The 23,669-nt window shown below is 66.2% G+C and carries 24 protein-coding genes; 16 read left to right on the top strand and 8 right to left on the bottom strand.

Annotated elements, in window-relative coordinates; all coding sequences use genetic code 11:
• Positions 1–90: 90 nt before the first annotated feature.
• A complete protein-coding gene (ada, locus tag A9D12_RS00460; protein WP_068353268.1) occupies positions 91–1,125 on the top strand; it encodes a bifunctional DNA-binding transcriptional regulator/O6-methylguanine-DNA methyltransferase Ada in 1,035 nt (344 codons plus the stop codon).
• 40 nt (positions 1,126–1,165) lie between these two features.
• On the opposite strand, the gene A9D12_RS00455 is transcribed toward ada, so the two are convergent.
• From A9D12_RS00455 to A9D12_RS00445, 3 genes are read right to left on the bottom strand one after another with little or no spacing between them, the layout of a single operon-like run.
• Positions 1,166–1,801 (bottom strand): glutathione S-transferase family protein, encoded by a 636-nt coding sequence (locus A9D12_RS00455; protein WP_068348583.1) that lies wholly within the window; start codon positions 1,799–1,801, stop codon positions 1,166–1,168.
• A 14-nt stretch (positions 1,802–1,815) separates the two neighbouring features.
• Entirely contained in the window at positions 1,816–3,375 is a 1,560-nt protein-coding gene (locus A9D12_RS00450; RefSeq protein ID WP_068348580.1) for a cryptochrome/photolyase family protein, read from the bottom strand.
• Between the two features lie 35 nt (positions 3,376–3,410).
• The gene (locus A9D12_RS00445; protein WP_068348577.1) at positions 3,411–5,579 is read right to left on the bottom strand and encodes a primosomal protein N'; all 2,169 of its coding nucleotides are present in this window, start codon (positions 5,577–5,579) and stop codon (positions 3,411–3,413) included.
• Between the two features lie 55 nt (positions 5,580–5,634).
• Here A9D12_RS00445 and A9D12_RS00440 point away from each other — a divergent pair, with 55 nt between their 5' ends.
• A complete protein-coding gene (locus A9D12_RS00440) occupies positions 5,635–6,339 on the top strand; it encodes a DUF4197 domain-containing protein (RefSeq protein WP_068348574.1) in 705 nt (234 codons plus the stop codon).
• Here the strand turns inward: A9D12_RS00440 and A9D12_RS00435 are convergent.
• Entirely contained in the window at positions 6,336–6,989 is a 654-nt protein-coding gene (locus A9D12_RS00435; protein WP_068348572.1) for a DUF2490 domain-containing protein, read from the bottom strand. The genes A9D12_RS00440 and A9D12_RS00435 overlap by 4 nt on opposite strands.
• A 59-nt stretch (positions 6,990–7,048) precedes the next feature.
• On the opposite strand from A9D12_RS00435, the gene fsa reads away from it, so the two are divergent.
• The 7 genes from fsa to A9D12_RS00400 all read left to right on the top strand — a co-directional run bounded on the left by fsa (position 7,049) and on the right by A9D12_RS00400 (position 14,179).
• On the top strand, positions 7,049–7,702 hold the full coding sequence (gene fsa / locus A9D12_RS00430) for a fructose-6-phosphate aldolase (protein WP_068353264.1): 654 nt from the start codon (positions 7,049–7,051) through the stop codon (positions 7,700–7,702).
• Positions 7,703–7,780: 78 nt separating this feature from the next.
• Positions 7,781–9,619, top strand: a complete 1,839-nt coding sequence (gene cobT / locus A9D12_RS00425) for a cobaltochelatase subunit CobT (RefSeq protein WP_068348569.1) — start codon at positions 7,781–7,783, stop codon at positions 9,617–9,619.
• Positions 9,620–9,749: 130 nt separating this feature from the next.
• Positions 9,750–10,364, top strand: a complete 615-nt coding sequence (locus tag A9D12_RS00420; RefSeq protein WP_156522749.1) for a hypothetical protein — start codon at positions 9,750–9,752, stop codon at positions 10,362–10,364.
• Positions 10,361–10,852: a DUF2846 domain-containing protein gene (locus A9D12_RS00415; protein WP_068348564.1), complete on the top strand. Its 492-nt coding sequence runs from the start codon at positions 10,361–10,363 to the stop codon at positions 10,850–10,852. The genes A9D12_RS00420 and A9D12_RS00415 overlap by 4 nt, the downstream gene beginning before the upstream one ends.
• Before the next feature lie 124 nt (positions 10,853–10,976).
• Entirely contained in the window at positions 10,977–11,639 is a 663-nt protein-coding gene (locus A9D12_RS00410) for a nitroreductase (RefSeq protein ID WP_068348561.1), read from the top strand.
• Between the two features lie 44 nt (positions 11,640–11,683).
• On the top strand, positions 11,684–13,138 hold the full coding sequence (gene cysS / locus A9D12_RS00405) for a cysteine--tRNA ligase (protein WP_068348558.1): 1,455 nt from the start codon (positions 11,684–11,686) through the stop codon (positions 13,136–13,138).
• Positions 13,139–13,240: 102 nt separating this feature from the next.
• Entirely contained in the window at positions 13,241–14,179 is a 939-nt protein-coding gene (locus tag A9D12_RS00400) for a D-2-hydroxyacid dehydrogenase (RefSeq protein ID WP_068348556.1), read from the top strand.
• A gap of 37 nt (positions 14,180–14,216) precedes the next feature.
• Here A9D12_RS00400 and A9D12_RS00395 read toward each other — a convergent pair whose 3' ends face one another.
• Positions 14,217–14,642: a hypothetical protein gene (locus tag A9D12_RS00395; RefSeq protein ID WP_082925301.1), complete on the bottom strand. Its 426-nt coding sequence runs from the start codon at positions 14,640–14,642 to the stop codon at positions 14,217–14,219.
• On the bottom strand, positions 14,639–14,995 hold the full coding sequence (locus tag A9D12_RS15175) for a hypothetical protein (RefSeq protein ID WP_418251566.1): 357 nt from the start codon (positions 14,993–14,995) through the stop codon (positions 14,639–14,641). The genes A9D12_RS00395 and A9D12_RS15175 overlap by 4 nt, the downstream gene beginning before the upstream one ends.
• On the opposite strand from A9D12_RS15175, the gene A9D12_RS00385 reads away from it, so the two are divergent.
• Positions 14,981–15,664, top strand: a complete 684-nt coding sequence (locus A9D12_RS00385) for a S24 family peptidase (protein ID WP_068348550.1) — start codon at positions 14,981–14,983, stop codon at positions 15,662–15,664. The two genes, A9D12_RS15175 and A9D12_RS00385, sit on opposite strands and share 15 nt — an antisense overlap.
• Positions 15,665–15,675: 11 nt before the next feature.
• Positions 15,676–16,347: an MBL fold metallo-hydrolase gene (locus A9D12_RS00380; protein WP_269465681.1), complete on the top strand. Its 672-nt coding sequence runs from the start codon at positions 15,676–15,678 to the stop codon at positions 16,345–16,347.
• 63 nt (positions 16,348–16,410) lie between these two features.
• Here A9D12_RS00380 and A9D12_RS00375 read toward each other — a convergent pair whose 3' ends face one another.
• On the bottom strand, positions 16,411–16,806 hold the full coding sequence (locus A9D12_RS00375) for an MAPEG family protein (RefSeq protein ID WP_068348542.1): 396 nt from the start codon (positions 16,804–16,806) through the stop codon (positions 16,411–16,413).
• 241 nt (positions 16,807–17,047) lie between these two features.
• Here A9D12_RS00375 and rpmF point away from each other — a divergent pair, with 241 nt between their 5' ends.
• From rpmF to A9D12_RS00350, 5 genes are all read left to right on the top strand, one after another.
• Complete coding sequence (gene rpmF / locus A9D12_RS00370; RefSeq protein ID WP_026092120.1) at positions 17,048–17,224, top strand: 50S ribosomal protein L32; 177 nt, start codon at positions 17,048–17,050, stop codon at positions 17,222–17,224.
• A gap of 38 nt (positions 17,225–17,262) precedes the next feature.
• Entirely contained in the window at positions 17,263–18,348 is a 1,086-nt protein-coding gene (gene plsX / locus A9D12_RS00365; protein WP_068348538.1) for a phosphate acyltransferase PlsX, read from the top strand.
• On the top strand, positions 18,345–19,322 hold the full coding sequence (locus A9D12_RS00360) for a beta-ketoacyl-ACP synthase III (RefSeq protein WP_068348534.1): 978 nt from the start codon (positions 18,345–18,347) through the stop codon (positions 19,320–19,322). The genes plsX and A9D12_RS00360 overlap by 4 nt, the downstream gene beginning before the upstream one ends.
• A gap of 139 nt (positions 19,323–19,461) precedes the next feature.
• Positions 19,462–19,761 carry an integration host factor subunit alpha gene (locus A9D12_RS00355; protein ID WP_231889658.1) on the top strand — a complete coding sequence of 100 codons (300 nt, stop codon included), beginning with the start codon at positions 19,462–19,464 and terminating at the stop codon, positions 19,759–19,761.
• Between the two features lie 19 nt (positions 19,762–19,780).
• The gene (locus tag A9D12_RS00350) at positions 19,781–20,212 is read left to right on the top strand and encodes a MerR family transcriptional regulator (protein ID WP_068348531.1); all 432 of its coding nucleotides are present in this window, start codon (positions 19,781–19,783) and stop codon (positions 20,210–20,212) included.
• Positions 20,213–20,218: 6 nt separating this feature from the next.
• On the opposite strand, the gene A9D12_RS00345 is transcribed toward A9D12_RS00350, so the two are convergent.
• Positions 20,219–23,644: a chromosome segregation SMC family protein gene (locus A9D12_RS00345; RefSeq protein ID WP_068348527.1), complete on the bottom strand. Its 3,426-nt coding sequence runs from the start codon at positions 23,642–23,644 to the stop codon at positions 20,219–20,221.
• Positions 23,645–23,669 lie beyond the last annotated feature (25 nt).

Here is a 23,669-nt window from a genome sequence, read left to right as displayed (position 1 = left end):
CGCGGCTTATACGCTCTTTTTCCAGCCGCGGAACATTGAACGCAAACTTGCCGGGTGCGGGCGCGCCGCGCCTGTGGCACAGTGTTTCACGTGAAACATTGCAAGAACATTTCGGATGATGCGCGCTGGCAGGCGGTGCTCGCCAAGGACCGCCGTTACGACGGGGAATTCGTCACCGGCGTCCATTCGACCGGGATCTATTGCCGCCCGTCCTGCCCTGCGCGGGCGCCGCTGAGGAAGAACGTGCGGTTCTATGATAGCGGGCAAGCGGCGGTCAAGGCGGGGCTAAGGGCGTGCAAGCGCTGCTCTCCCGACAGCCTGAGCAGCGAAGAAGCCTGCGTGATCGCCGCGATCGCGGCGATCCGCGAGCGCGGGGGAATGACGCTTGCGCAGCTTGGCGATCTCACCGGCTACGCGCCGACGCACTTCCAGCGCCTGTTCAAACGCACGGTCGGGCTTTCGCCGGCCGCCTATGCACGCGCGGTGCGCGAGGAGCGGGTGAGGGAGGGGTTGAGCGGGGGGCTAACCGTGACCGAAGCGGTGGCAAAGGCAGGCTACGGCGGGGCAGAACAGTTCTATGCAGAGACGAAAGGCAGGCTGGGCATGAAACCGGGAGAATGGCGCGAGGGCGGGGCGGGCAAGCAGGTGCACTGGGCGGTGCTGCCGACAACGCTCGGCCCGATGCTGGTCGCCGCGACCGACAAGGGCGTGTGCTGCCTTGCCTTTGGCGAAGGCGAGGCCGAATTGCGTGCGCGCTTTCCCAAGGCCGAACTGCTGCCGGCGGGCGAGGGGTTCCGCGATCTGTTTGCAGAGGTGCTCGCCGCGGTCGAGCAGCCGGGCGCGAGCAGCGCGGCGATCCCGCTCGACATTCACGGCACCGCCTTCCAGCAGCGCGTCTGGGACGAACTGCGCCGCATCCCGCACGGCGCGACGCGATCCTATGGTGAGCTTGCCGCCGCGCTGGGCAACCCCAAGGCCAGCCGCGCGGTGGGCGGCGCGAACGGCGCGAACAATGTCGCGGTGCTGATCCCCTGCCACCGTGTAATCGCGGCGGATGGGACTCTGGGCGGCTACGCCTATGGGCTGGAGATCAAGGCGGAATTGCTGCGGCGCGAGGGGGCGTGACCGCCGCACGGACTTCGCCCCGCAGCCCCCCGCGAACCGATCAATCCAGCTTCGGCGGCATCCCCGGCTCGCACGTCGCCATCGCGCGCTGATAGGCCGGGCGTTCGCCGATCCGCTTCAGATAGGCCTTGAGGTTGGGCATCGCGTCGATCCCCATTCCGCTCATCGCGCGGCTGGTGGTGAGCTGGAAGCCCATCATGATGTCAGCCGTGGTAAGCTGGCTGCCGCCGAAATACTCTGCCTCGCCCAGCCGCTTCTCGATCAGGGCCCAGCTTTTCTGCATCCGGTCGGCAACGAAGGGCGGCAATTCCTTCGCGCCCATGAACTGCGCGACGAGCGCCATCATGCCGTTGGTCATGAAGGTTGCGTTGGCCCAGTGATAGAAGAACAGGTGGTCGGTGTAATCGGGGTGGCCGAGCTTTGGCACCAGCGGCGTATCGGGCGCGTATTTCGCGACGAGATAGTCCATGATCGCGCCGCTTTCGCCCAGCGTCAGGTCGCCATCATTGATGACCGGCGCAATCCCCATCGGATGCAGCGCCTTGTATTCATCGGGCGCGAGGCGATTGTCGGCGCGGCGGGTGTAGAGCTTGCATTCGTAATCCAGCCCCAGTTCCTCGGCCAGCCAGACGATGCGTTCGGATTGCGACAGGCGCAGGTGGTGGATGGTCAGCATGGCTCGGGCTCCCTCTAAGCGTTTCGCGCCCAGCCTTTGCTTGCGGGCTCAAGGCTGTCGAGGAATTTTTCGGCGCTCTCCAGATATTCGCGCTGCTTGGCCTCGCCCATGCGGTCCCACGTGGCGTAGATCCGCCCGATGCGGTGATTGCTTTCGAGCCGCTGCCGGTTGGCGTCCATGAAATGCCAGTAAAGCGGATTGAACGGGCAGGCATCCGGCCCGGTCTTCTGCGACACCTTGTAGCGGCAGCCCTTGCAGTAATTGCTCATCTTGTTGATGTAGTTGCCGGATGCCGCATAGGGCTTGGTCGCCAGCCGGCCGCCATCGGCGTAAAGGATCATGCCGGCCACATTGGGCAATTCCACCCATTCGAAGGCATCGGCATAGACCACCAGATACCAGTCGGCGACTTGGCGCGGATCGATGCCCGCGATCAGACAGAAATTGCCGAGCACCATCAACCGCTGGATATGGTGCGCGTGGGCATCCTCGCGCGTGGTGCGGATGCAGTCCGACAGGCAGCGCATGTCGGTCTCGCCGGTCCAGAAAAACTCGGGCAGCGGGCGGTGCGCGCCCAGTTCGTTCGCCTCTGCAAGCCCGGGCATCTGGTGCCAATAGAACCCGCGCACATATTCGCGCCACCCGATGATCTGGCGGATGAAGCCTTCTACGGAATTCAACGGAGCCCTGCCCGATTTAAAGGCAGCCTCGGCGCGTTCGCACAGTTCGAGCGGGAGCAGCAGCCCGATATTGATGCTGGTCGACAGCATCGAATGATACAAGTCATCCTCGCGGTGAACCATCGCGTCCTGATAGGGCCCGAACAGTTCGAGCCGCCGCGCGAAGAAGGCATCGGCAGCCTCCAGCGCCTGTTTGCGGGTGACGGGCCAGCCGAAGGGTTCGAGATCGCCGAAGTGATCGGCAAAGCGCTTGCCAACCAGCGCGATCACCGCGCGCGTGATCGCATCGGGAGCGAATTTCGGGGTGGGCGGTGCGCGCAGGCCTTCCTTGGGCGGCTGGCGGTTTTCCGCGTCCAAGTTCCAGATGCCGGTCAGCGGCTTGTCCCCGTCCATCAGCACCCCCGTCTTCCGGCGCATGTCGCGGTAGAAATACTCCATCGTCAGATGCTTGCGATCTTCGGCAAAGGCGCGAAATTCGACATGCGTGGCGATGAAGCGCGTGTCGGGAAGGATCCGGACGGGGCAGGGGAGGCGGCCCTCCCATTCGAGCATGGCTTCGTGAACGCGCCATTCGCCGCTTTCGGTGACGCGGATTTCGGACGGCGCGTGGCGCTCCACCGCGCGAGCGACCTCGCCGGTGAAGCTGCCGGTGTTCTCGGGATCGTCGAGGGCGATGTAATCGACCTGCCAGCCTTCGGCGCGCAGCTCATCGGCAAAATGGCGCATTGCCGAAAAAATGAGCACGATCTTCTGCTTGTGGTGCTTCACGTAGGTCGCCTCGTCCCACACCTCCATCATCAGCACGACGGTGCTTGCCGGGGAGAGATCCTCAAGGCTGGAGAGGCTGCGCGACAACTGGTCGCCGAGGATCGGCACAAGAACGGGGCGGGTCATGCGAGCCATACGTCCGCCGCGCGCTTTTGTTTCGTTCAGACGAAGGAATAGGGGTCGATATCCACGCCCACGCGCACGCCGGGGGGAAACTGCACCGCGCCGATCCAGTCGCGCAAGGCCGCCTGCACATTGGCGCTGCGCCGCGCGTTGATGAGGAAACGATAACGATAGCGTCCGCGCAGCAAGGCCAGCGGCGCGGGTGCGGGGCCGAGGATCTGGACATCGGCCAGGCGCGGGCGGGCATCGCCCAGCCGCGCGGCGGCGGCGCGCGCTTCCTTTTCGTCCTCCGAGGACAGGATGATCGCCGCCCAGCGTCCGAAGGGCGGCGCGCCCGCATCCTTGCGCCCCTGCGTTTCGGCAGCATAGAACGCGTCGCGGTCGCCGTTCGCCAGCGCGGCGATGACGGGGGCATCGGGGTGGCGGGTCTGGATCATCACCTCGCCCGGCTTTGCGCCGCGCCCGGCGCGCCCCGCGACCTGCGCGATCTGCGAATAGGTCCGCTCGCCCGCGCGCAAATCCCCGCCTTCGAGGCCAAGATCGGCATCGACCACGCCCACCAGGGTGAGGTCGGGGAAGTGGAACCCCTTGGTGACCAGCTGCGTACCGATGATGATATCGATCGCGCGCGCTTCCGCCATGGCGATGAATTCGCCTGCGCGCTGGGGGGTCGACAGCGTGTCGGATGTGGCGACCGCGGTGCGCGCCTCTGGGAATAGCTCGGCCACTTCTGCCGCGATCCGTTCCACGCCAGGGCCGCAGGCGACCAGACAATCGCTTTCGCCGCATTCGGGGCAGGCGTCGGGCACCCGCGTCTCGAACCCGCAGTGGTGGCAGGCGAGCCGCGCGGACAGTCGATGCTCGACCAGCCATGCGCTGCACGAGGGGCATTTGAAGCGGTGCCCGCAGTTGCGGCACAGCGTCAGCGGCGCATAGCCGCGGCGGTTGAGGAACAATAGCGATTGCTCGCCTTTCTCCAGCCGGTCGCGCAAGGCTTCCACCAGTGGCCCTGCAAGCCAGCGCTGGCTGCCGGGCTTTTCCTGCGTCAGATCGACAAGCTGCACGGAAGGCAGCGTTGCCCCCCCGAAACGCGCGGGCAGATCGAGCTTCGTGTAAATCCCCTGCGCCGCCATGTGCAGGCTTTCGAGCGCCGGGGTCGCGCTAGCGAGCACCACGGGGATGGCTTCGAACCGCGCGCGCATCACCGCGACATCGCGCGCATTGTAACGCACGCCGTCATCCTGCTTGAAACTGATCTCATGCGCCTCGTCGACCACGATCAGCCCGAGATTGGCATAGGGAAGGAACAGCGCCGAACGCGCGCCGACCACCACCTGGGCGCTGCCGTCGGCAATCGCGCGCCAGGCACGGCGGCGCTCGGTCGATTTCAGCGACGAATGCCAGAGCACCGGTTTGGCCCCGAACCGCGCCGCGAACCGCGCAAGGAAATTCTCGGTCAGCGCGATTTCGGGGAGCAGCACCAGCACCTGCCGCCCCTGCCGGATGGCCTCTGCGACGGGTTCGAAATAGGTCTCGGTCTTGCCCGATCCGGTCACCCCGTCGAGCAGAAAGGGCGCAAAGGCCCGCGCGCGCACCGCATCGGTCAACGTCGCGGCGACCGTACCTTGCGTCTCCGACAGGTCGGGTTGGTGGAATTCCGGATCGGCGCAGGCGTAGGGGCGGTCGATATTGACCTGCACCGGCCCCAGCAACCCCGCACCCGCCATCCCGCGCAGCACGCCTTCCGAGACGCCGGCAAGCGCCGCCAATTCGCGCATCGTGCCCTGCTGGCCGGCGAGCATTTCCAGCGCGGTCCTGCGCTGCGCGGTGAGCCGGCCTTTCGCCTCGCTCCCCGTCAGCCGGTATTCGGTCATCGTCGCCGGCCCGCATAGCGCGCCGCCGCTGGCGAGAGCCATCCGCGCCACGCTGGCAAGTGGTGCGCAGTAATAATCGGCGGTCCATTCGATCAACCGGCGCAGGGGTGCAGGCAGCGGCGGCACGGGAACCACTTCGAGGATCGGGCGCAGCCGTTCGAACGCGATCGCATCGCCCGGCAGACGGCCTTCGTCCCAGACGATCCCCATCACCTTGCGCGGCCCCAGCGGCGCGATTACCACGCTGCCCGCAGGCGCATCGACGCCGTCAGGCAGCCGGTAATCGAGCGGGCCCAGAGCGGCATTCAAAACAAGCAGACGCAATCGGTTCATCGCAGCGCTATATGGAGATCGCCATAGGCCAAGGGCAAGCTTGGAGACCCGAATAATGACCGCAAATTCCCTGACCTCCGCCATGCCGACCCGCCGCCGCCTACTAGCTGGCGCTGCGGGCGGCGCCACTTTGCTGTTGCTTCCTGCGTGCACCACAATGGGCGGCGGGTTCAGCCTGACCGAAGCGGTGCGCCGCCTGCTGCTGCTCGCATCCGAGAATGCCTTTGCGCGGTTGACCGCGCCCGGCGGGTTCTGGGACGAACAGGTCGCCCGCATCGGGCTTGGCACGGTTATGGGAACGCGCGGCGATATCCTGTCGCGCATCCTTACCTCGGCGCTGGTCAAGGATCAGCTGGAGGAGCGGTTCGCCACCTTCGCGATCGATGCGACCTATCGCGCTGCGCCCGTAGTCACCGATGCGATCCGCGTGATCGGCTTCCAGAACGCAGTCGATCTGGTGCGCGGCGGGCCGACCGCGGCGAGCGGGTATCTGCGTCAGGAACTGGGCACCGCGCTGCTCGATGCGGTGGTGCCCGAACTCGGCGATGCGATCCGCGTCAGCCGCGATCCCCTGATCGGGCAGGCGCTGGGCGCGTTGACCGGGGTGGATGTCGCTGGCGTCGCAAACCGGCTGGGCCGCGAGGTCGACAACGCGATCTGGGGCGAAATCGCGCGCGAGGAAGCCGCGATCCGTGCCGATCCGCGCAGCACGCGCGATCCGGTTCTGATCAGCGTCTTCGGCGCGGCGCGCGCGCTCTAGAACCGGAAGGTCATCACCGTCTGGGGCACATGGGTGTATCGCGCGGGCTGGCCGCCGCGCGGCTGCGCGATCATCCAGTAATTGGCGCCCAGCTCCAGCCGGTCGCTGACCTTGTAGGCGAGGCCCGCCTGCGCACGCCATTGTTCGGTCGAACTGCCGCGGCCCGCACTGCGATCCTGCAACAGGCCGAGCCACTCGGCCCCGATACTCGCGCGCCAGCCATTGCGCAGCGGCTGGTTATACTGGATGCGCTGGCGCAGCCGCAGCTCCATCCGGTCCGCGCCGTCGAAAAAGCGTTCCTCCAGCCGGGTGCGCAATTCGAACCGCCCGCGGCCAATCACGATCTGCTGGTGCGGGCGGATTTCGGTAAGGCCCCCGGCATCGAACACCGCGCCTCCGCCGCCGATCCGCACACCGGGCGCGATCGTCTGCTCTATCGTCAGGCGCAGCGTCTGCTGCTCGCCCCCGCGCGCTTCCTCGCGCCAGCGCTGCGAGGCATCCACTGTCAGGCGCGTGTCCTTGTCGAGATCGCCTGTCAGGAACACGAACTGCCACAATTGCGTATCGTCATTGTCAGCAAGCGCACTCGACGGTTGCCAAGCCGCGACGAGGGCGGCAAGCAGCGCCAGATTGCGAACGGTATGACCCATGCCCCGCGCCCCCTTCCAGCGCGCTGATGCGCCGCTACACCGAGTTTAAGGAGACACAAGTGAAATTCTTCGTCGACACCGCCGAGATCGAAGCGATCCGCGACCTTGCCGCCACGGGTCTTCTCGACGGGGTGACCACCAACCCCTCGCTGATCGCCAAGTCGGGCCGCGATTTCAAGGAAGTGACCCGCGAAATCTGCGGCATCGTCGATGGCCCGGTCAGCGCAGAGGTCGTCGCGCTTGATCACGCGACGATGATGAAAGAAGCCGAAGTCCTGCGCAAGATTGCCGACAATGTCTGCATCAAGGTGCCGCTGACGGTCGATGGCCTCAAGACATGCAAGGCGCTGTCGGGCGAAGGCACGATGGTCAACGTGACGCTGTGCTTCTCGGCCAATCAGGCGCTTCTCGCGGCCAAGGCGGGTGCAAGCTTCATCTCGCCTTTCGTCGGGCGGCATGATGACAACGGGTTCGACGGGATGGACCTGATCGAAGACATCCGCCTGATCTACGACAACTACAATTTCGCCACCGAAATCCTTGTCGCGAGCGTCCGTCATACAAATCATGTGTTGCAGGCCGCCAAGATCGGCGCCGACGTGATGACCGCGCCGCCTGCGGTGATCCACGCTCTGTTCAAGCATGTGCTGACCGACAAGGGCATCGAAGGCTTCATGGCCGATTGGGCCAAGACCGGGCAGTCGATCCTGTAAAACCTGCGACTGTGAGATTTGCGAGCGGGGGCAGTTCGGGCTTCCGGCGGGCCAATTCGTTGCTAGAGAAAATGGACCATGGCTGACCAGTCCCCGCTCGATCTGTTCAAACAGGCGCTCACCGGCGCCAGCCGCGCCATCGCGCGCGACCCGGAAGTCGAAGTCGCGTGGAGCGCCGATGTGCCCGGCGCGGCGGGCAACCGCTTCCGGGTGCCGCTGCCCGGGCGCGATCTGCCGGCAGAGCAAGTCACCGAAGCGCGCGGCTTTGCCGACAGCTTTGCGCTCAAACTGCGCCACCATGACGCCGCGCTCCACGCCCGCGCCGCGCCGCCCGAGCCGATCGCCCGCGCCTGTTACGACGCGATCGAGCAGGTGCGTTACGAAGCGCTGGGCGCCAACCGGTTCGGCGGCATCCGCGCCAATCTCGATGCGGCGACCGAAATGCGCACCGCATCCGACAAGATCGTGCGCGCGCAGAATTCCTCCGAAGTGCCGCTCCAGACCGCGCTGGCGCTGCTGGTGCGCGAGGCGCTCACCGGCGAGCCGGTGCCGGCGAAGGCGCAGGGCGGGATCGAACTGGTGCGCGATTTCCTTGAGGAAAAGGTCGGCGGCGATTTTGCGGCCTTGTCCGAAATGATCGGCGATCAGGAAGCGTTCCAGCGGCTCGCGCTCGACATGCTGCGCGAACTCGATCTGACGCGCCCCACCGAAAATCCCGATCAGTCCGATACCGACGATGCGGACGACGACGACGCGCCCAGCGACGACGATCAGGGTGACGATGAAAGCCAGGGCGAAGGCGATCCGCAGTCCGCCGAAATGGCTGGCGAAATGGCCGAAGGCGAGGGCGAGGGCGATCAGTCTTCCGACACCCAGACCGACAGCGACATGTCCGAAGGTGAGCCCGGCGACGACAGCGACGCCCCCAACGCCCCCTCGCGTCCCAACCGCCCGCAGGCCGACGTGCCCGCGAGCACCGACTACAAATATTTCACCAGCAAATTCGACGAGGAAGTCTCCGCCCCCGACCTGTGCGATGCCGAGGAGCTCGACCGCCTGCGCGCCTATCTCGACAGCCAGCTGACCGGCCTTCAGGGCGTGGTGACGCGGCTTGCCAACCGGTTGCAGCGCCGGTTGATGGCGCAGCAGAACCGCAGCTGGGATTTCGATATGGAGGAGGGCGTGCTCGATGCCGCGCGCCTCGCCCGCGTGGTGATCTCGCCGGGCACGGCGCTGTCTTACAAGGTCGAACGCGATGTCGAGTTCAAGGACACGATCGTCACGCTCCTGATCGACAATTCGGGTTCGATGCGCGGGCGGCCCATCTCCATCGCTGCGATCAGCGCGGACATTCTGGCGCGGACGCTCGAACGGTGCGGGGTCAAGACCGAGATTTTGGGCTTCACTACCCGCGCGTGGAAGGGCGGCCAGTCGCGCGAGGCGTGGCTCGCCGATGGCAAGCCGCAGAACCCCGGCCGTCTGAACGATCTCAGGCACATCATATACAAGCAGGCCGACGAGCCTTGGCGCCGCGCGCGCCGCAATCTCGGGCTGATGATGCGCGAAGGCCTGCTGAAAGAGAACATCGACGGCGAGGCGCTGATCTGGGCGCATTCCCGCCTGCTCTATCGCCCAGAAGAACGCCGCATCCTGATGGTGATCTCCGACGGCGCGCCGGTGGACGATTCGACCCTGTCGGTGAACTCGGCAGGGTATCTGGAGGCGCACCTGCGCGGCGTGATCGAATGGATCGAAAAGGTCTCGCCCGTGCAGCTGGTCGCGATCGGCATCGGCCACGATGTGACCCGGTATTACCGCCGCGCGGTGACAATCATGGATGTGGAACAGCTCGGCGGCACGATCATGGAGCAGCTTGCCGAACTGTTCGAGGATGAGAAGGGTGTGAAGAAGCGGTGAGGTCGATGGGCCACACCGTGTTCGTTTCATCCTGCCCCGCGTGAAAACCGATTGACCGCACGCTCCGCTTTTAGGATGTCTCGGCGACAAGAGGGGTAGGGGGCCGGGACCTTTGTTTTCATCGTTGCTGATGCTGCTTTTGCAGCCTGTCGTCGTTCCGGCCGAGCCGGTGATCGTGGCCGACGCGCCTGCCGCACAACAGGCTGTTGCGGAGGCCTCGCCGCCGGCGCCCGCTGGTGTGCTCCTCCCCAAAACCACGCCGCTTATCATCGCGATCGACAAGGAGCTCGGCTCCAAGATCAGCCGGGCGGGGGAAACCTTTCCTATCCGGTTGGTCGATGCCGTCCTCGTCGACGGTGTCGAAGTGCTGCCTGCGGGAATCACCGGACAGGGCGAGGTCGTGCACGCCAAGAAGGCGGGTCTGGCAGGCGCCGCGGGCGAGTTGGTGCTCGCCGCGCGCTATCTCGATTTCAATGGCCGCCGGATCGAATTGCGCAGCTTCCGCTTCATGGAGGCTGGCGAAAGCTCGCTGGGCAAGGGCCAGGACAACACCGGGGTGTCCAATGTCACCACCGCGATCGCGGGGCCGATCGGGTTCTTCATCGGTGGGGGCAACACCAATGTGATGCCGGGCACGATCGCCAACGCGAAGACACGCAACGACGAATTTTTCGCAAGCGCCGCTGCGCCGGTGTCGCCGGCCACCGCTGCCGAACCAGTTCAAACCGAGGGAGGAAATCCATGAAGAAACTGCTTGCCGCCGCCATATTTGCCGGGACCGCGCCGATCGCCATGACCGCTGGCGTGCCCGCCGCGCTGGCACAGGAGGCCGAAGCCACTGCAACCATCCCCGCACCCCCGCCGGGCAAGGGCCAGGTCGTGTTCTACCGCACCGGCGGGATCAGCGGCGCGGCACTGGGCTGCGCGGTGTTCGACGTGGGCAAGGAAGATAAGCTTTCCTCGCTCGGTGCGGGCAAGTATTTCGTGCTCGTTTCCGATCCCGGCCCGCGCAGCTTCACGGTGAAGTCGCTCGAAACCAAGGACGCGCTGACGCTCGAGATCGAGGAAGGCGAAACGCAATACGTCCGCTGCAAGATCAAGACCGGCTTCATGTCGGGCCGCGCCGATATCGGGCCCAGCACCGAGAGCGAATTCCGGGCCAAGCACAAGAACCCCAAGCTGGTCGATGCCGACGACATGTCAGCCGAAGTCAAGGCGACCAATTACCCCTGATTCTCTCGCTTTTTGCGAAGAACCGAAAAAAGATGCAGGGCCGCTGGCGATTTTGTCGCTTGCGGCCCTGCTGCTTCGGGCGGCAAGACGAACGCCGCATCACCGCCAGCAAAGGCCCGAGATCATGAACGTCACCGAAGCTGTCACCACCCGCCGCTCGATCCGCGCATTTCTCGACAAGCCGGTGGACCTTGCCACCATCACCCGCGTGATGGACACCGCGCGCTGGGCAGCCTCGGGGTGCAACTACCAGCCGTGGGAGGCCAGCATCGTGACGGGCCAGCCATTGAAGGACTTGCAGGCGAAGATCGTCGCCAACGGCCCGCAGGCGGCGGAGTATGACTGGGCGGCGCCCGGTCAGGAGGAAGCCTACAAGAAGCGCCTCGACGGGGTATCGGCGGGCATGTTCGGCGCGATGGGGATCGCTCGCGATGACGGCGCAGGCCGGATGGCGGCGATGATGAAGAACGCGGTCAGCTTCGACGCGCCCGCGGTGATGTTCGTCTATTTCCCGCGGCTGATGAAGGAGCCGCAATGGTCCGATGTCGGTATGTGGCTGCAGACCGTGGCGCTGCTGCTGCGCGAGGAGGGGCTCGATTCCTGCTGGCAGGAATACATGGCGCTTTATGCGGGCACGATCCGTGAGTTCCTCGGGCTCGACCACGATCGTTACATGTTCTTCTGCGGCATGGCGATCGGCTACCGCGATGCGGATGCGCCGGTGAACAATTTCGAGCGCCAGCGCGTGCCGCTTGAGGAGCACGTCAAGTTTATCGGCTTCGAATGAGCCGCCTTGCGCATCGGTAAGCGATTGGGGCAAAGACCCGCGCCATGACCGATGCACCCCTCAAGCTGTTCAACTCGCTTACCCGTTCGCTGGAAGCGTTCGTGCCCGTCCACCCCGGCGAGGCGCGGGTCTATTCCTGCGGGCCGACGGTCTACAACTATCCCCACATCGGCAACATGCGTGCCTATGTATTCGCCGATGTGCTGGGGCGCACGCTGAGCTGGAAGGGGCTGAAGCTCACCCACGTCATCAACATCACCGATGTCGGCCATCTGACCGACGATGCCGACGCGGGCGAGGACAAGATGGAGCGGATGGCGGCGGCGCAGAAGCAGTCGATCTGGGACATCGCCGAGCATTACAAGCAGGCCTATTGGGCCGACGTGCGCGCACTGAACATCCGCCAGCCGGCGCAGTGGACGGTTGCGACCGATTACGTGCCGCAGATGATCGAATTTGCGAAGGGGATCGCGGAGAAGCACTGCTACGAGCTTGAAAGCGGGCTCTATTTCGATGTCTCGACCGTGGCCGATTACGGGCGGCTGGCGCGCGCCGTCACCGATGACGGGGAAGGGCGGATCGAGGCGGTCGAGGGCAAGCGTAATGCGGCGGACTTCGCGATCTGGCGCAAGACCCCGCCGGGCGAGAGCCGCCAGATGGAATGGGACAGCCCGTGGGGCCGGGGCGCGCCGGGCTGGCACCTCGAATGCTCGGTGATGAGCGGCGAGGTGCTGGGCTTTCCCTTCGACATCCACACCGGCGGGATCGACCACCGCGAAATCCACCACCCCAACGAGATCGCGCAGAACCAGGCGCACTGCTGCACCAATGGGCTCGACGATCCGAGAAATTCGGGTGCGCGGATCTGGATGCACAACAACTTCCTCGTCGAGCGTTCGGGGAAGATGTCGAAGTCCTCGGGCGAGTTCCTGCGGCTGCAATTGCTGATCGACCGGGGCTATCACCCGCTCGCCTACCGGATGATGTGCCTGCAGGCGCATTACCGCAGCGAGCTGGAGTTCAGCTGGGAGGGGCTGGGCGCGGCGTTAACGCGATTGAAGCGGATGGTGATGGCGGTCGCGCCGCTCGCCGATGTCACCCCGCAGCCCGAAGCCGAGCATGCCAAATTCGCGCCCGTGCTGGCCAAATTCGATGCCGCGATGGCCGATGATCTCAACACTGCGGTCGCGCTCACCGCGCTCGACGAGGCGCTGGCGGTGAAGAAGGTCGATGCAGGCATCAAACGCGCGGTGATCGAAGACATGGATTGCGTTCTCGGCCTTGGCCTGTTCGGCCTCACCCGCGCCGACCTGCGCATCCGCCCCAGATCCGCTTCGATCACCGAAGCCGAAATCGAAGCCGCTCTCGCCCGCCGCAGGGAAGCGCGCGCGGCGAAGGACTTTGCCGCCTCGGATGCGATCCGCGATGAGCTCGTCGCCGCGGGTGTCGAGGTGATGGACGGCGATCCGCTCGGCTGGGAATGGCGGCTGGGAGAATAGTCACGTCCTCCCGAGCTTGACCCGGGGCACCCCTGCCTTCAACTGCAACGGACTTGGCACACCCCGGATCATGTTCGGGAAGACGATAAAGGGACAGCCAGTTTGACCATTCTCGCCATTTCCGGCCTGATCCGCCCGATGCTCGAACACCGCCTGCCCGCAGGGCTCGACGTGCGCTGGTTCATGTCCGCCGAGGAAGCGCAAGAGGCCGTGGCCGATGCCGAGATCGGCTGGTTCGACATGAACGACCAAGCCGCGATGGCCGCAACGCTGCGCGCGGCGAAGAAGCTGAAATGGCTCAACTCGATCTATGCCGGGCTCGATTTCCTGCCGATGGACGTGCTGATCGAGCGCGGGATCACCCTCACCAACGGTGCCGGAATCAACGCCATCACCATCGCCGAATATGTGGTGATGGGAATGCTCAACATCGCCAAGGGTTACCGCGAGGTCGTCCGCGCGCAGGACCGCCACGAATGGCTGTTCGACAGCCCGGGCAAGCGCGAACTGGCGGGCTCGAAGGCGCTTTTGCTGGGTTATGGCGCAATCGGCAGGCTCATCGAGCCCCGCTTGAAGGCGTTCGACATCGAGGTCAGCGTGGTGCGCCGCAGCGCAGGCGAGAACACGCTCGGCCCCGATGAATGGCGCGCGCGGCTTGGCGAATTCGACTGGATCATCCTTGCCGTCCCCGCCACGCCCGAAACCGAAGGCATGATCGGCGCTGACGAGCTTGCGGCAATGAAAAGCGATGCGGTGATCGTCAACATCGCGCGCGGCAGCGTGATCGATCAGCCCGCGCTGATCGCCGCGCTGGAAGGCAGGGCGATCGGGGGTGCCTTCCTCGATGTCACCACGCCCGAACCGCTGCCCGCCGACCATCCGCTGTGGACGCTCGACAATGCCCATATTTCGATGCACCTGTCGGGCCGCGCACAGGACAAGATGTTCGTCCGGTCGGGGGAGCGGTTCCTGGCCAATCTCGACGCCTATCTGAAGGGCGAGGCCGTGGCGCCTGTGTTCGATCCGAAGCTCGGATACTGAACCCGGCGCGCGCAGCCTATGCATCACTTGGCGGCGATCAGCCTTCCTCGAGCAGCAGTAGCACCGCGGTGACCTCCAGCCGCTCCATCGCGCCGAAGCGGTGGTCCACCTTGGCGATCGTCGCATCGGCGACCAGCTGGGCCGGCAGGGTGAATTCGTGATCGGGCAGGCGCTCGATCAACTCTTCGCCCGCCGCCACCGCATCGGGACCGCAGAATTCGAGCACCACCTCGTGCCGGGTGCCCGAAAAAGTGATCGAGGCCCAAGCCTTTTCTTCGTGAGACAACAGCGTGCCGTGACCGGCGGTGATCGCCATCAGCGCGGCGCGCACCCGGTCGGCGAGCGTGCGGCGCGGGCGCTGGAACCGGCTGACGCCCAGCAACGGAACGGATTTCACCTCGATCTGGTCGAACGGGGCGGTGAGGTGGCGATAGGGGTCGCGCAGGCTTTGGGTCAGCATCATGCCATCTCCGAAGGAGCGGCGCAGCGCATGTCCGCGCGTGTCGCATCGCAATAGCCCTGCATCCAGGCGCGGGTGCGCAGTTCGGTTTCGCGCCGGGGTGTGCGCCCCATTCGCAGATCGAGCACGAAGCGTGGATCATGCGCGGCAAGACGGCCGAACTTGGTGGGCGGCATGGCGAAGACATCAAGGAAAGTTTCGATCGACCGTAGCAGCATGGTTTTGCGTCCCTGAAAGTGCTGATCTGGATTGGCGGCATCGTGCGACTCGCCCGATGTTCCTGAAATGTTCCATGTTTTTTCTCGCTTGTCTAGGAAAAATCCTTCGTGTAGGAAGCGGGCATGAAGGAAACCCAACAATCTGCCGGCGCCTCGCTGACAGGGCCGCGTGCGCGGTTGCTCGAACTGGCGCAGGCACGCGGGGTATCGCTCGCCGCATTGTCCGAATTGCTCGGGCGCAACCCCTCCTATCTTCAGCAATTCATCCGCAAGGGGAGCCCCCGGAAACTGGAGGAACAGGACCGCGCCACGCTCGCGCGCTTCCTTGGCGTGGGTGAAGATACGTTACGCGACGTTAAGGATAATTCCTATGACGTGCCGCCGGTTTCGCGGCCAGAAGGGCTGGGCTGGGTCGAAGTGCCGCGGCTCGATCTTGGCGCGGCAGCGGGGGCGGGGCGAGTACCGGGCGGCGAGGGCGCATTCGACACCTTCCGCTTTTCCCGCCGCTGGCTCGAAGAACAGGGGCTCGCGCGCGCCGATCTGTCCGCGATCCGGGTCGAAGGCGATTCGATGGAACCCTTGCTCAACGATGGCGACGAAATTCTTGTCGACCGATCCCCGCGCGCCTTTCGCGACGGCATTCACGTTGTGCGCCTTGGCGATACGCTGATGGTGAAGCGCGTCGCCAGCGCCGGGCCGGGCCGGATCGCGCTGCTCTCGCAGAACCTCGCCTACCCGCCGGTCGAGGTCGCGGCAGATGAAGTCGCGATCATCGGGCGGGTTGTGTGGAAGGGGGGGCGGGTCTAAATCTCGCAGCCATGACAGATACCCCAGCACCCCAGCTCCCCATGCGCGCCGCGATCATTCCGGTGACACCGCTCCAGCAGAACTGCTCGCTGATCTGGTGTACCAGGACCATGAAAGGCGCGCTGGTCGATCCGGGCGGGGATCTGGACAAGCTCAAGGCAGCCGTCGCCAAGGCGGGCGTCACGCTCGAAAAGCTGCTCATCACTCACGGGCATCTCGATCATTGCGGGCAGGCCGGGATGCTGGCCGAGGAGCTGGGCCTGCCCATCCAAGGCCCCCACGAGGACGACCTGTTCTGGATCGAGCAGCTCGACAGCGACGGTGCGCGTTACGGCATGACCGCCAAAAGCTTCACGCCAACCCGCTGGCTCAAGCACGGCGACACGGTGAGCGTGGGCGACCTGACGCTCGACGTGATCCACTGCCCCGGCCACACGCCCGGCCACGTGGTGTTCTTCCACGAGGCGAGCCGGTTTGCGATCGTGGGCGACGTATTGTTCCAGGGCTCGATCGGCCGCACGGATTTCCCGCGCGGCAACCATCAGGACCTGATCGACGCGATCACGCAGCGGCTCTGGCCGCTTGGCGATGACGTGATGTTCATCCCCGGCCACGGCCCCACCAGCACCTTCGGCCGCGAGCGCAAGACCAACGCCTTTGTAAGCGATTACGCCTTGTCCTGATCGCGGCCCCGCCTCCGCGAGATCGTCCGGTGGCGGGCCGTCGCCCGAGGATGGCTGCGTTCTTTACATCACCCCCATCACGATCAGGATGGCCGCCGCTGCAAGCCCGAGCTGGATCAGCATCGTCAGCAACGTGCCGATCATCCGGCCGAGCTTGGCCTTGCCGCCGTCCATCCCGAAGCCGTGCGCCACGCGGCCAAGGAAGTAGGCCATCGCGACAAATGAAAGCCACCAGCTGCCACGCCCGGCCAGTTCGATCGCCGCGATCAGCACCAGCACGAAACCGGTGTTCTCGACATAATTGAGCTGCGCGCGCATCCGGCGCTGCAACGCCTCGCTCCCGCCATCGCCCACGCTGATCTGGAGCGCGGTGCGCAATGCGCCGATGCGGATGCCCAGCCAGATGTTGAGCACGGCGGCGGCCGCTGCCGCGGCAAGCGTTACAGGAAGCACGGTCATCACAGGAAATCCCCTCGTCAAATGCGATCCGTGCGCTAGGCGGGGGCGAGGCGGGTTGCAACGCGTGAATTTATCGCTATAGCGCGCCGCTTCCCGCCGCTGGTGGTAAGGAATGTCCGCAGGGCCTTGTGCTTGTGCGGTGCCAATCCTTGCCGTAAGGGCGGCCTTCGAGAATCACTGGCGCACCTGTCTCACGGGGTGGTGGCGCAAACGCAATATTATTTGAGGAAATGGTGCCGCCATGGCTGTCCCCAAGAGAAAAGTATCGCCGTCCCGTCGTGGCATGCGTCGTTCGCACGACGCGCTGAAGGTTGAAGCCTTCCATGAATGCTCGAACTGCGGCGAACTGAAGCGCCCGCACAACATCTGCGGCCACTGCGGCCACTACAACGGGCGTCAGGTTGTTGCCGTCGGCTGATAGCCGATGGCCTGTATCCTAGACCGGAGTCGCACTTCATGAGTCTGCCCCGGATCGCGGTCGATGCGATGGGCGGCGATGAAGGCGTGCGCGTGATGATCGAGGGCGCGGCGCTGGCGCGGCGCGACCACGACAGTTTCAAGTTCCTGCTGGTGGGCGATTCTGCCCGCATCGAAGCGGCGCTGGACAATCATCCCAACCTGCGCGCAGCCTCCGAAATCCTGCATTGCGACGATGTGGTGGGCGGCGAAGAGCTGCCCAGCAAGGCGATCCGCCGTGCCAAGACCACGTCGATGGGGCTTGCCGTCAACGCGGTGAAGACCGGCGATGCCGGTGCGGCCGTCAGCGCAGGCAACACCGGCGCGCTGATGGCGATGAGCAAGCTTGCGCTGCGCACCATGCCCGGGATCGACCGTCCGGCATTGGCCGCGATCATGCCGACGCTGAAGGCGCATGACGTGGTGATGCTCGACCTTGGTGCCAACACCGAGGCGGACGCGCGCAACCTCGTCCAGTATGCGGTGATGGGCGCGGCCTATTCGCGGATCGTCAACGGCTTCGACAAGCCGGTGGTGCGCCTGCTCAACATCGGCACCGAAGAAATCAAGGGCACCGAAGAATTGCGCGATGCCGCCGCGATGCTGACCGCCGCGTCGGCTGGCGGCAATGTCGCGCTGCAGTTCGATGGCTTTGTCGAAAGCGACAAGATCAACCGCGGCGAAACCCATGTGGTCGTCACCGATGGCTTTTCGGGCAATATCGCGTTGAAGGCGATCGAAGGCTCGGCCCGCTTCGTCACCGATCTGCTGCGGCAGGCCTTCACTTCGTCGCTGCGCTCCAAGATCGGCTTTCTGGTTTCGCGCCCGGCGACCGAACTGCTCAAGCACCATCTCGATCCCAACAACCACAACGGTGCGGTCTTCCTCGGCCTCAACGGTGTGGTGGTGAAAAGCCACGGGAGCGCGAATGCCAAGGGCGTCGCCCATGCGGTCGCGGTGACCGCGCGGTTGCTCGAGAACAAGCTGACGCAGCGGATTGCCGAAGATCTGGCGCTGCTGGGCGAGGAAACGCTGGGCAAGAAAGGTCGCAGCATTGCACCCAAGGGTGACGAGGCGCCTGCGTGACGACGGCCGTAGCCACCGGCTCACGCATCATCGGCACCGGCGCGGCCTTGCCCCGCCAGGTGGTCACCAACGCCGAACTTGCAGAGCGGGTCGACACCTCGGACGAATGGATCGTCGCGCGCACGGGCATCCGCCAGCGGCACATCGCGCAGGCTGACGAGACCACCGCGACGCTGGCGATTGCCGCGGCGCGTGCCGCGCTCGATGATGCGGGGATCGATGCCGCCAGCATCGGATTGATCGTGCTGGCCACCGCAACGCCCGACAACACCTTCCCCGCCACCGCCACCAAGGTGCAGGCCGCGCTCGGCTGCAATGGCGGGGTCGCCTTTGATGTCGCGGCGGTGTGTTCGGGCTTTCTCTATGCGCTGGCCACCGCCGATTCGCTGCTGCGCACCGGCATGGCGCGGCGCGCGCTGGTGATCGGCGCGGAAACTTTCAGTCGCATCCTCGACTGGGAAGACCGCACTACCTGCGTGCTGTTCGGCGACGGGGCGGGCGCTGTCGTGCTCGAAGCGGGCGACGGCGATGCTGCCGCAGGCATCCTCGGCACGCGGCTCCATGCTGATGGCACGCAGCACGATCTGCTTTATGTCGATGGCGGCCCTTCGACCACGCAGACGGTGGGCCACTTGCGGATGCGCGGGCAGGAAGTGTTTCGCCACGCGGTGGTGAACCTGTCGAACGTCTTGAAGGAAGTGCTTGAAGATACGGGCCATAATGCCGCCGATCTCGATTGGGTCGTGCCGCATCAGGCCAATGCGCGCATCCTCGATGCGACCGCGCGCAAGCTCGGCATTGCGCCCGAAAAGGTGATCGTCACGGTCGATCGCCACGCCAACACCTCGGCTGCATCGGTGCCGCTGGCGCTCGATGTCGCGCGCAAGGACGGGCGGATCAAGACGGGCGATCTGGTGATGCTTGAGGCGATGGGCGGCGGCTTTACCTGGGGTGCCAGCCTGATCCGCATGTGAGACGCGGCGCGAAAGGCTTACCCCTCTTGCCGGCACCGTCACCCAAGTTGCACAAAATGGGCAGCATCGCTTTGCAATCGCGCAAAAAAATCGTAAGAAGCCGAACTTCTTTCGGGTCGCGCCGCGAAGGAGAATTCGCATGATGCGTTCGGTTGGAACTTTGACCCGCGCCGATCTGGCGGAAACCATCAACCGCAAGATGGGTTTCAGCCGTGCAGAATCGCTCGATATGGTCGAAGCGATCCTCGGCAAGATGAGCGATGCTCTGGCCAAGGGTGAAAACGTCAAGATTTCGGGCTTTGGCAGCTTCGTTCTGCGCGACAAGAACGAGCGGATCGGCCGCAATCCCAAGACCGGGATCGAAGTGCCGATCACCCCGCGCCGGGTGATGACCTTCCGCGCGAGCCAGCTGCTCAAGGAACGCATTGCCAAGGGATGACAAAGCAAGGTGAGGCCTCATGACCGGTTTCGATGACCGCAAGGACGACGGCGCGCTGCGCACGATCGGCGAAGTCAGCGAGGCGCTGGGGATCCGGCCTCACGTGCTGCGTTACTGGGAAGCACAGTTCCCGCTGCTCCGACCGCTGAAGCGCAGCGGCGGGCGGCGCTACTATCGCCCTGCGGATGTCGAACTGGTCAAGACGATCGACCGGCTGGTCAACCGCGAGGGCTATACGCTCAAGGGGGCCGAAGCGGTGCTGCGCGCCGCGGCCAAGTCGCCGCTCGACCGCCGCAAGGATGATCGCCGCGCGGGCGAACGGCGCGTCGACGCCGACGAAGCGCCCGCGCCCGGCGTGCGGCTGATGGTGACAGAAACGCCCGAGCTTTCCGAAATCATCGCCGGTCTCAAATCGGTTCGCGCCAAGCTGGCCGCTGCGCTCGACGCCTGATCGCGGCTATTCGGCGGCGAGCAGCGCGGCTTCGCCCAGATCGACGCTGACGAGGCGCGAGACGCCTTTTTCCGCCATCGTCACCCCGAACAATCGGTGCATCCGGCTCATCGTCACCGCATTGTGGGTGACGATCAGATAGCGGGTGCTGGTGGTCTCGACCATCTGTTCGAGCAGGTCGCAGAAGCGTTCGACATTCGCGTCGTCCAGCGGTGCATCGACTTCGTCGAGCACGCAGATCGGGGCAGGGTTGGTCAGGAACAGCGCGAAGATCAGCGCGGTCGCGGTCAGCGCCTGTTCGCCGCCCGACAGCAGAGAAAGCGATTGCAGCCGCTTGCCCGGCGGCTGGGCGTAAATCTCCAGCCCGGCCTCGAGCGGATCGTCCGAATCGACCAATGCCAGATGCGCTTGGCCCCCCTCGAACAGGCGCGTGAACAGCACGCGGAAATGCCCGTCGACCGCTTCGAAGGCGGCGCGCAGCCGCTCGCGGCCTTCGCGGTTGAGGTTGCCGATCGATCCGCGCAGCCGCGCGATCGCTTCGACCAGTTCGGCCTGTTCCTGCGCGCTGGTGCCATGCTCGCCCTCGATCCGCGCGAGTTCGTCTGCGGCAACCAGATTGACCGGCCCGATCCGCTCGCGCGCGGCGGTGAGCTTTTCAAGCTCCGCGGACTCGTCGGCGGCGGGGGCAAGCTCGGTCTCGGAAAAGCCGAAGCGGTCCGGCAGCAGCGGCGGCGGGCACTGGAAACGCTCGCCCGAGATGCGGCCCATTTCCGCCCGGCGCAATTCTTCGTTCTCGGCGCGCGCGGCGAGGCTGGCACGGGCCTCGCGCGTTTGGGCGAGCACTTCGGTCGCCTGCGACAAGGCGGCATCGGCCTCGCGGCTGCGGGTTTCGGCCGTGCGCATCGCGGCCTCGGCGGCGGCAAGCTCGGCTGCGAGGTGCGCGCGGGTTTCCTCGCCAGCGGCAATCTCTTGCGAAAGAGCGGCGGGGCGGGCGGCGTGGACGGCCAGCTCCTCGGCGATTTCGGCGAGCCGCCGGGTGGTTTCCGCCATGCGCCGCTCGGCATCGGAGGAGCGCGCCTGCCAGCCGGCGTGATCGGCCTGCTGCCCCGCCAGCCGTTCGCGCAAGGCGGCCAGCGATTGATCCTGCGCGGCGAGCGCGGCGAGCGCGGCTTGCACGTCGGCGCGCGCCGCGGCGTTGCGCGCCTGAGCGGCTTCCAATGCCTGACGCCCCGCATCGCGCGCGGGCAGACGCGCGCGGGCAGCCTCGGCAATCGCGACTTCTTCTTGCGCGGCGGCGATCTGGGTGCCCACATCGGATTGGCTGGCGGCGAGTTCGGCGAGCCGCGCGGCGCGGCGTTCGCGTTGCGCTTCGGCCTGATCGAGCCGGCGCAGCGCGTGGCGTTCGGCCTCGATGCTGGCGGCAAGGCTGCGTTCGCGCGCGACCAGATCGGTTTGCAACGCGGCCAGTTCCTCGCGCACCGCGCTATCCTCGGCGGCGGCGGCATCGGCTGCGGCGCGCAAAGGGGGCAGCGCGGCTTCAAGTTCGGCAAACCGGTTCGCCGCTTCGAGCTGCGCCGCTTCGGCCGCGCCTTCGCCGCGCGCGACGAAACCGTCCCACCGGCGCAGGTGCCCGGCGAGTGTGACCAGCCATTCGCCCGGCGCCAGCACGCGGCCATCGTCGGCCTCGATGCAATGCACCAGCGCAAGCCGCGCGGCGAGTTCAGCGGGGCATTGCGACAGGCGCGAAAGCAGACTGTCGGCAACCGGCGTTGGCGCGGGCGCGCTTCCCGTCCAGAACCGGCCATCGGGGGTTCCGGCAGGCGCGCCCAGCGGCGCCTTGGCATCGCGCCCCAGCACCGCGGCGAGCGCGCGTTCATAGCCTGCGGCCACGCGCACTTCGCCGATCGCGGTCGCCTGGCCTGCGCGCCCCGCCTCGCGCTTGGCGCGGGCATCGCGGTCGCGGCCAAGCGCGGTGTGTTCGCGTTCGACCCCGGCGAGTTCGGCGCGCGCGGCGGCAAGGTTGCTTGCCGCATCGTCGCGCCGCGCCTGAAGCGCGCTCTTGCGCGCCTGCGCCTGCACAAGCGCGTCGCGCATCCCCGCGATTGCCTGCGCCGCATCATCGGCCGCGGCGCGGGCGGCGGCAACTTCGGCATCGGGATCGCCGCTTGCTGCAAGCTCGGCGCGGGCGCGCGCGATCCGCGCAGCCTCGCTCTCGATCCGGACAAGCCGCGCGCGCGCCTGATCGACCGCGGCTTCGGCAACGCGCCATTCGGCTTCGACCCCGGCCTGATCGGCGGTCGCCCGGGCGAGCGCGAGTTCCGCGGCGCGGTGCGCGCGGTCCTTGTCTTCGGCGCGCTCGGCCAGCCGTGGCCGCTCGGTTTCCGCGGCGGCAAGCGCAGTCCGGCTGGCGGCGAGTTCACCGGTCAGCCGCGCCAGTGCCTCGACCGCGGCATTGGTCAGCCGGTCGGCATCCGTGCGGTCATCCTCCAGCCGGCGCTGCTGGCGGGTAAGATCGGCAAGGCGGCTGTTGGCAGCGTCGAGCTTTTCGGTGAGCGCGGCGATCCGATAGGCGTGCGCGCTGGCATTATCGCGGCAATCGGCCAGCGTATCGCGCGCGCTCGCCAGATCCTGCGCGGCGCTGGCCTGCTGCTTTTGCGCGATGTCGACGAGGGCTTGCGCCTGCGCGACCTTGGTTTCGGCATCCTGCGCAGCGGCGCGCGCGGCCTTGGCAGCCTCGGCCGCTTCGCGCCAGCGCGCGAACAAGAGCCGCGCTTCGGCGGCCTGAATGCGGGTGGTGAGCTCGGTGTAGCGTTCGGCCTGCTTGGCCTGCCGTTTCAGCGAAGCGATCTGCGTGTCGAGGCCCGCCATCAGATCGTCGAGCCGGGCAAGATTGGCCTCGGCCCCGCGCAGCTTGCCTTCGGCATCCTTGCGGCGGACGTGCAGCCCTGCGATCCCCGCGGCTTCCTCCAGCATCGCGCGCCGTTCGGCGGGGCGGGCGGCGATCACCTGTGCGATCTTTCCCTGGCTGACCAGCGCAGGGCTGTGCGCGCCGGTGGCGGCATCGGCAAAGGTCAGCGCCACATCCTTGGCGCGCACATCGCGGCCGTTGACGCGGTAGGCGCTGCCCGCGCCGCGTTCGATCCGGCGGGTGACGATCAGCTCGTCGCCCTGATCGTCTTCGGCGTGGAGCACGACTTCGGCAAAATCGCGCTGGGGACGGGTGGAGGTGCCCGCGAAGATCACGTCCTCCATCCCGCCAGACCGCATCGACTTGGCCGAGGTTTCCCCCATCACCCAGCGGATCGCTTCGAGGAGGTTGGATTTGCCGCAGCCGTTGGGGCCGACCACGCCGGTCAGCCCCGGCGCGATCCGCAGTTCCGCCGGCTCAACGAAGCTTTTGAAGCCGCTGAGCTTGAGCCGGTGGATCTGCATCAGGCTGCTCCCGCGCCCGCTTTAG

Source organism: Erythrobacter neustonensis (assembly GCF_001663175.1).
Lineage (GTDB): Bacteria > Pseudomonadota > Alphaproteobacteria > Sphingomonadales > Sphingomonadaceae > Erythrobacter > Erythrobacter neustonensis.
Note: the sequence above shows the minus strand (reverse complement) of the source record. Positions and strands in the feature narration are given on the sequence as shown.